At 66.5% G+C, this 6,306-nt stretch carries 7 protein-coding genes and 1 pseudogene; 4 read left to right on the plus strand and 4 right to left on the minus strand.

From position 1 onward, the window contains the following. The first annotated feature begins 32 nt into the window (after positions 1–32). On the plus strand, positions 33–797 hold the full coding sequence (locus J2X01_RS02150) for a YaaA family protein (RefSeq protein ID WP_310050155.1): 765 nt from the start codon (positions 33–35) through the stop codon (positions 795–797). A 59-nt stretch (positions 798–856) separates the two neighbouring features. Here the strand turns inward: J2X01_RS02150 and J2X01_RS02155 are convergent, their stop codons facing one another. Together J2X01_RS02155 and J2X01_RS02160 are read right to left on the minus strand one after the other, a co-directional pair. Continuing rightward, complete coding sequence (locus J2X01_RS02155; protein WP_310050156.1) at positions 857–1,594, minus strand: zinc ribbon domain-containing protein; 738 nt, start codon at positions 1,592–1,594, stop codon at positions 857–859. A 62-nt stretch (positions 1,595–1,656) separates the two neighbouring features. After that, complete coding sequence (locus J2X01_RS02160) at positions 1,657–2,589, minus strand: Nif3-like dinuclear metal center hexameric protein (RefSeq protein ID WP_310050157.1); 933 nt, start codon at positions 2,587–2,589, stop codon at positions 1,657–1,659. A 79-nt stretch (positions 2,590–2,668) separates the two neighbouring features. On the opposite strand from J2X01_RS02160, the gene msrA reads away from it, so the two are divergent. From msrA to epsC, 3 genes are all read left to right on the plus strand, one after another. Continuing rightward, positions 2,669–3,193: a peptide-methionine (S)-S-oxide reductase MsrA gene (gene msrA / locus J2X01_RS02165; protein WP_310050159.1), complete on the plus strand. Its 525-nt coding sequence runs from the start codon at positions 2,669–2,671 to the stop codon at positions 3,191–3,193. Between the two features lie 65 nt (positions 3,194–3,258). After that, positions 3,259–4,194 carry a cysteine synthase A gene (gene cysK / locus J2X01_RS02170; RefSeq protein ID WP_310050162.1) on the plus strand — a complete coding sequence of 312 codons (936 nt, stop codon included), beginning with the start codon at positions 3,259–3,261 and terminating at the stop codon, positions 4,192–4,194. Positions 4,195–4,232: 38 nt separating this feature from the next. Further along, entirely contained in the window at positions 4,233–4,817 is a 585-nt protein-coding gene (gene epsC, locus J2X01_RS02175) for a serine O-acetyltransferase EpsC (protein ID WP_310050163.1), read from the plus strand. A 70-nt stretch (positions 4,818–4,887) separates the two neighbouring features. Here epsC and J2X01_RS02180 read toward each other — a convergent pair whose 3' ends face one another. Both J2X01_RS02180 and J2X01_RS02185 read right to left on the minus strand, forming a co-directional pair. Further along, positions 4,888–5,721 (minus strand): oxidoreductase, encoded by an 834-nt coding sequence (locus J2X01_RS02180; RefSeq protein WP_310050164.1) that lies wholly within the window; start codon positions 5,719–5,721, stop codon positions 4,888–4,890. Between the two features lie 126 nt (positions 5,722–5,847). Then, positions 5,848–6,306: pseudogene (locus J2X01_RS02185) on the minus strand (NADP-dependent phosphogluconate dehydrogenase); the annotation flags it as partial.

The following is a 6,306-nucleotide window of genomic DNA, read 5'->3' on the forward strand; positions in this document are numbered from 1 at the left end:
GACCGGCGCCGATCCGCCGCTAAGATTGGACGGTGCTGATTCTGCTGCCGCCCTCCGAAGGCAAGACCCCCGCCACGGCCGGCGATGCCGTCGCATGGGCCACCCTGAGCTTCCCCGAGCTGAACGCATACCGTGCCAAGGTGCTGGAAGGGCTCGGAACGGTCAGCGCCCATGAGGACGCGCTGGCGCTTCTTGGCGTCGGCGCCTCGCTGCGGGCCGACGTCGAACGCAACACGCGGCTGCATGCAGAGCCGGCGGCGCCCGCGAACCAGGTCTACTCCGGCGTGCTGTACGACGCGCTGGACTACAACTCCCTCACTCCAACGCAGCGCAAGAGGGCGGACGAGTGCGTCCTGGTCATTTCCGCGCTCTGGGGCGCCATCCGCTTCGGCGACCGCGTGCCCGCCTACCGGCTGTCGATGGCGACCGCACTGCCCGACGTCGGACGCCTGGCGTCCTTCTGGAAGCCGCAGCTGAACGCGGCCCTCGCGGCAGAAACGGACGGGGAACTGCTGGTGGACTGCCGCTCCAGTACCTACACCGCCGCGTGGGCTCCCCCGCCGTCGCAGACCGTTGCTGTCAACGTGTTCACCGAGGTCAATGGCGCGCGGAAAGTGGTCAGCCACTTTGCCAAGCACACCCGGGGCGAACTCGCCCGGCACCTGCTGGCCCGCCGGGGCAAGGCACCGCAGACACCCGCCCAGCTGCAGCAGGCGGCCGCCGAACGGTGGACCGCCGAACTGGTCGAGGGGACGGCCAGAAAACCGCACACCCTCAACCTGATCCTGCCCAACTAGCTCGCAGTTCCGGCCGTTTTGACGGCTCAAAACGACCGCAGCTGCGAGTCAGTTGGTGGTTAGGCCCACTCGGCGGAGCGGACCAGGATGCAGCCGGAATCCGGGCAGAACACGACGTCGTCCTCGGCCGCGGCCTTGATTTCGGCGAGGTCCCCCGGGCTCAGCTGCATGCCCGAGCCCTCGGATGTCCCGTGGAAGAGCCGGGCAGCACCAACACCACGCTTGGCCAGGGTCTTCTCGTAGATCGCCAGCAGACCGGAGTCCATCCCCTCGGCGAACTTGGCACGCTTGCCGCGCACCACCGTGGCCTCGGCGGCGATCTCCGCGAGCTGCTCGTCCAAGTCGGAACGGATGGAGCCGAAGGAGCCCTGGATGTCGTCCACGATCTGCTGCTGCGTGGCCTGGCGCAGGCGGAGTGAGTCCAGCCGTTCCAGGACTTCCAGTTCGACATCCTCAAGGTCGGAGCGCCGCTTGTTCAGCGACACCAGGTCGCGCTGCAGGGCCACAAGATCCTTGGAAAGGCCGGTGCCGCTGTTGAGCTTGGCCTCGTCGCGCTCGATCCGGGAGGCAACCTGCTCCACGTCCGCCTCGGCACGTTTAAGCTCGAGCTCCGCGTCATGGACGGCTACCTTCGCGGCGCCGAGGTCACCGTTGGCCACGCTCAGGGCTGCTTCCAGATCGGTGATCCGGGAGTCGCTTTCAAGGCTGCGGCGGCGGTTGGACAGGGATTTGAGCTTTGCATCAAGTCCCTGCAATTCGAGCAACTTCAACTGTTCCGCCGGTGCTGCCTTGGCCACTATTTACCTCCGCTTGTTCCCTGCCGGCAGGAGCCGGGCACCTATTCGGCGCTCCCTAGACTCTAGTCCCCGCCTGGAGTCAGAATGAAGTCCCACGGGTCGCTGTTGGTGGTGCTGACCCGGATCTCGACGTCGTGCCCCTGGTCGCTCAGCACATTGCCCAGCGCCTCGGCCGCGGCCGGTAGCCACAGCCACTCGCTGGCGAAGTGGGAAACGTCGATCAGGTACGGCCGGTCATTGACGGCCGCCTCGCGGGCATCCGATGCCGGATGATGCCGCAGATCTGCGGTCAGGAAGACGTCGGCGTTACTCGCCCGGACCTCGTCGAAGAGGGAATCACCCGCGCCGCCGCAGACGGCCACGCGGCGGACCAGCCCGTCGCGGTCCCCGGACACACGGACGCCGCCGGCGACAGCGGGCAGGATCCCGAAGACGCGGGCGGCAAAGTCGCCCAGGGTCAGGACGTCCTCGAGGTCCCCGACCCGCCCGATGCCTTCTTCCGGCAGGCCGTTCGCGGCCTGGGTCAGCGGGGCAACGTTCTGCAGGCCCAGGGCGTCGGCCAGGACATCCGAGACGCCGCCGACGGCGGAATCACCATTCGTGTGGACCGTCAGCAGCCCCGTCCCCGACTCGATCAGGCGGTGCACGGCCCGGCCTTTGGCCGTGGTCGCCGCGACCGAGGTAACCCCCCTGAGCAGCAGCGGATGGTGGGTGATAAGAAGCTGGGCGCCGAATTCGATGGCCTCTTCAATCACCTCGAGGGTCGGGTCGACGGCGAAAAGGATCCTGCTCACCGCGGCGGAGGGACGCCCGGCCACGAGGCCCACCTCGTCCCAGTCCTCCGCCAGGGATTCGGGCCAGAGCTCTTCGACGGCCAGCAGGATCATGCCCAGGGTGGGGGTCCCGGGCGTTTCCCCGGATCCGTTGCCGCCAGTGGCATCGCTGGTGGCGCCGTCGGCTGGGCCGGCTGTAACGTCGGTGTTTACAGGTTCCATACCCCCATTTTTACCCTATCTCCGGGACTCCCCCGTGGACGCCGGGAATCATCGGGGCACTTCAACCATTGAACAGGGCATGAGAACTTTTGTCCTCGGCGGAGGCTGCTTCTGGTGCCTCGACGCCGTTTACCAGAAAACCAAGGGTGTCAGCTCCGTTGTTTCGGGCTACACCGGCGGCCATCACCGCAACCCCGACTACTACGCCGTCTGCTCCGGAACCACCGGCCATGCCGAGGTGGTGGCGGTGACTTTCGACGAGGAAGTCATCCCGGCGGAGGTCATCCTGGACATGTTCTTCGCTCTCCACGACCCCACGACGCTCAACCGTCAGGGCTACGACGTCGGAACCCAGTACCGGTCCTCGATGTTCTATGAGACAACCGAGGAGAAGATCCTCTTTACCGAGGCGATCGAGCGGAACCAGCCGCTGTGGGCGCATCCAATCGTCACGGAAGTCAGCCGGCTGCCGGTGTTCCACCGGGCGGAGGAAATCCACCAGGACTACTTCGCCAAGTTTCCGGAGCAGGGTTACTGCCAGGTGATCATCAATCCGAAGCTGGCAAAGGCCCGGAAATATTACTCAGCATGGCTTAATGCTTAGCTAGGGCCTGCGGGCCCTCGTTAGGCTGACCTCAGTATCCCCACAACAGACAGGCGCAGACACCCATGGCACGGATCTATGACGATGTTACCCAGCTGGTCGGCGGCACCCCGCTGGTCCGGCTGAACCGGCTGACCGAAGGCCTCGACGCCACCGTGGCAGTCAAGCTGGAGTTCTACAACCCGGCCAACAGCGTCAAGGACCGGATCGGCGTCGCCATCGTCGACGCCGCGGAGAAGTCCGGTGCCCTCAAGCCCGGCGGCACCATCGTTGAAGGCACCTCCGGAAACACCGGCATCGCCCTTGCCATGGTCGGCGCGGCCCGCGGCTACAAGGTCATCCTGACGATGCCCGAGACCATGTCCACCGAGCGCCGGGTCATGCTCCGCGCCTACGGTGCCGAGATTGTCCTCACTCCCGGTTCCGAAGGCATGCGCGGAGCCGTCGAGAAGGCCCAGGAGATCGTCGCCAACACGGAGAACTCCATCTGGGCCCAGCAGTTCGCCAACGAGGCCAACCCCGAGGTCCACCGCCAGACGACGGCCGAGGAGGTCTGGTCCGACACCGACGGCAAGGTGGACATCTTCGTCGCCGGCGTCGGCACCGGCGGAACCGTCACCGGCGTCGGACAGGTGCTCAAGGAGCGCAAGCCCGAGGTCCAGATCATCGCCGTTGAGCCGAAGGACTCCGCCATCCTCAACGGCGGCGCTCCGGGCCCGCACAAGATCCAGGGCCTGGGCGCCAACTTCGTCCCGGAAATCCTGGACACCAACGTCTATGATGAGGTCCTCGACGCCACCCTGGAGGATTCGGTCCGTGTGGCCCGTGAGCTTGGCGTCCAGGAGGGCATCCTTGGCGGCATTTCCTCCGGCGCAATCGTCTGGGCGGCACTGGAACTCGCCAAGCGCCCGGAGAACGCCGGTAAGCTTATTGTTGCTGTGGTCTGCGACTTCGGTGAGCGTTACATCTCCACCGTGCTGTACGACGACATCCGGGGCTGAGTCCGGCCCGCTATTCACGATTTCGTAGAAAGGTCTTTGTGAGCTTCTTCGCAAGACTGAAGGAAGACCTCGACGCCGCCCGGTCGCATGACCCGGCGGCTCGAGGGTCTGTTGAAAACTTCTTCACCTACTCCGGCCTGCACGCGATCTGGGCGCACCGCCTGACGCACCGGCTCTGGCAGAAGCCTGCGCTGCGCTTCCCGGCACGGCTGATTTCGCAGCTGGCCCGGTTTCTGACCGGAATCGAGATCCACCCCGGAGCCACGATCGGCCGCCGTTTCTTCATCGACCACGGCATGGGGGTCGTCATTGGCGAGACTGCCGAAATCGGCGAGGACGTCATGATCTACCACGGTGTGACGCTCGGCGGCCGCTCCCTGGCCAAGGTCAAGCGCCACCCCACCCTCGAGGACCGCGTGGTGATCGGTGCCGGGGCCAAGATCCTGGGCCCCATCACCATCGGCCGGGACAGCGCGGTGGGCGCCAACGCCGTGGTGGTCAAGGACGCCCCGGCCGAATCGATCCTCACGGGCGTGCCGGCCACCTGGCGGCACCGCGACGCGCAGCGCGAGACCAAACCCGCCGTCGACCCTGCCGAGTACCTGATCGAATACCGGATCTAGCCGGTCCCGGATTCCGCCGGAACCCGCGCGCGTGCAGACGCTGCGCGGGAAGACGCTATGGGGAAAGACGCTATGCGGGAAACCGCGTGTAGATTTTCCAGATCAGGACATCGAAGGCCCGGTCCGGCAGCAGCCGCCGCAGCAGCAGGATGGCCCGGGCGCCCTTTCCCACCGGGTAGCGCGTCATGGGCTTCCGCGACGTCGCGGCGTGGACGATGGCGTCGGCAATGACGTGCGGAGGCGTCGACATGGACGAACCCATGGTCGAGGCCAGCGCCGCCGCCACGACTTTCGCCTGGTCCATGTAGGGCCCACGACCGGACGTGGCGAGCAGGCTGTCGCCGGAGATCGCACCCCATTCCGACTCGGTTCCCGACGGCTCGATGATGGAGACGTCGATGCCGTGGGGCTTGAGTTCGATCCGCAGTGAATCACTCAGGCCCTCGACGGCGAACTTCGTGGCGTGGTACCAGGCACCCAGCGGCTCATACATTTTTCCGCCGATCGAGGACACATTGATGATCCGCCCCCGCCCTGCGGCCCGCATTCCCGGAAGCACCAGCTGGGTCATCCGGGCCATCCCGAAGACGTTGACGTCGAACTGCCGCCGCCCCTCGGCCAGTTCCACTTCCTCCAGCGAGCCGTAGGAACCGTAGCCTGCGTTGTTCACCAGGACGTCAACCCGGCCGTGGGTGGCAATCACCTGCTCAATGGCGGCGGTCATGGAATCCTCGTCCGTGACGTCCAGCGCCACGACCGCCACTCCGTGGGCCTTGAGCGGCTCCATCTTCTCGACGCGGCGGGCCCCGGCATAGACCGTGAAGCCATGGGCCGCGAGCTTCCATGCGGTCTCAAAGCCGATTCCGGTGGAGGCACCGGTGACAAATGCTACGGGCTGGGTCATTTGCTGCACTCCTGGGACGCTTGCGGGGGCGGTTAGTGGCGGGATCCCGGGCGGGATCCCCGGAAACGCGGACGGCCGGTGCTCCCAGCGTAGCGGGGAGCGCCGGCCGTCGGTGCCAGTGGCGGACTAGTGGGTGTCGACTGCCTCGATTTCGGACTTGTCCTCGCCCCAGAGGGTGTGGAAGGTTCCTTCGGCGTCGACGCGGCCGTAGGTGTGCGCGCCGAAGAGGTCGCGCTGGCCCTGGATCACGGCGGCGGGGAGGCGCTTGCGGCGCAGGCCGTCGTAGTAGGCCAGCGAGGAGGAGAACACCGGCACCGGGATGCCGAGCTGGACCGCGGTCGAGACCACCCGGCGCCAGGCCGGCAGGACATCGGCGATCGCCTTGGTGAACGCCGGGGCGAAGAGCAGGTTGGCCGGCTTCTGCTCCGCGGCGTAGGCCTTGGTGATGTCCTTGAGCAGTTCGGCGCGGATGATGCAGCCGCCGCGCCACAGCGAGGCGATTTCATCCAGCTTCAGGTCCCAGTCGTATTCCGTGGCGGCGGAGGTGAGCATGTCCAGCCCCTGCGCGTAGGAGACCAGCTTGGA

Source organism: Arthrobacter ginsengisoli, assembly GCF_031456935.1.
GTDB classification, from domain to species: domain Bacteria; phylum Actinomycetota; class Actinomycetes; order Actinomycetales; family Micrococcaceae; genus Arthrobacter; species Arthrobacter ginsengisoli.

Bases quoted from the DNA above. Each gene is read 5' to 3' on its own strand.
- J2X01_RS02160 (WP_310050157.1), bottom strand. From the start codon at position 2,589: ATGGAACCTGTAAACACCGACGTTACAGCCGGCCCAGCCGACGGCGCC.
- msrA (WP_310050159.1), top strand. From the start codon at position 2,669: ATGAGAACTTTTGTCCTCGGCGGAGGCTGCTTCTGGTGCCTCGACGCC.
- cysK (WP_310050162.1), top strand. From the start codon at position 3,259: ATGGCACGGATCTATGACGATGTTACCCAGCTGGTCGGCGGCACCCCG.
- J2X01_RS02180 (WP_310050164.1), bottom strand. From the start codon at position 5,721: ATGACCCAGCCCGTAGCATTTGTCACCGGTGCCTCCACCGGAATCGGC.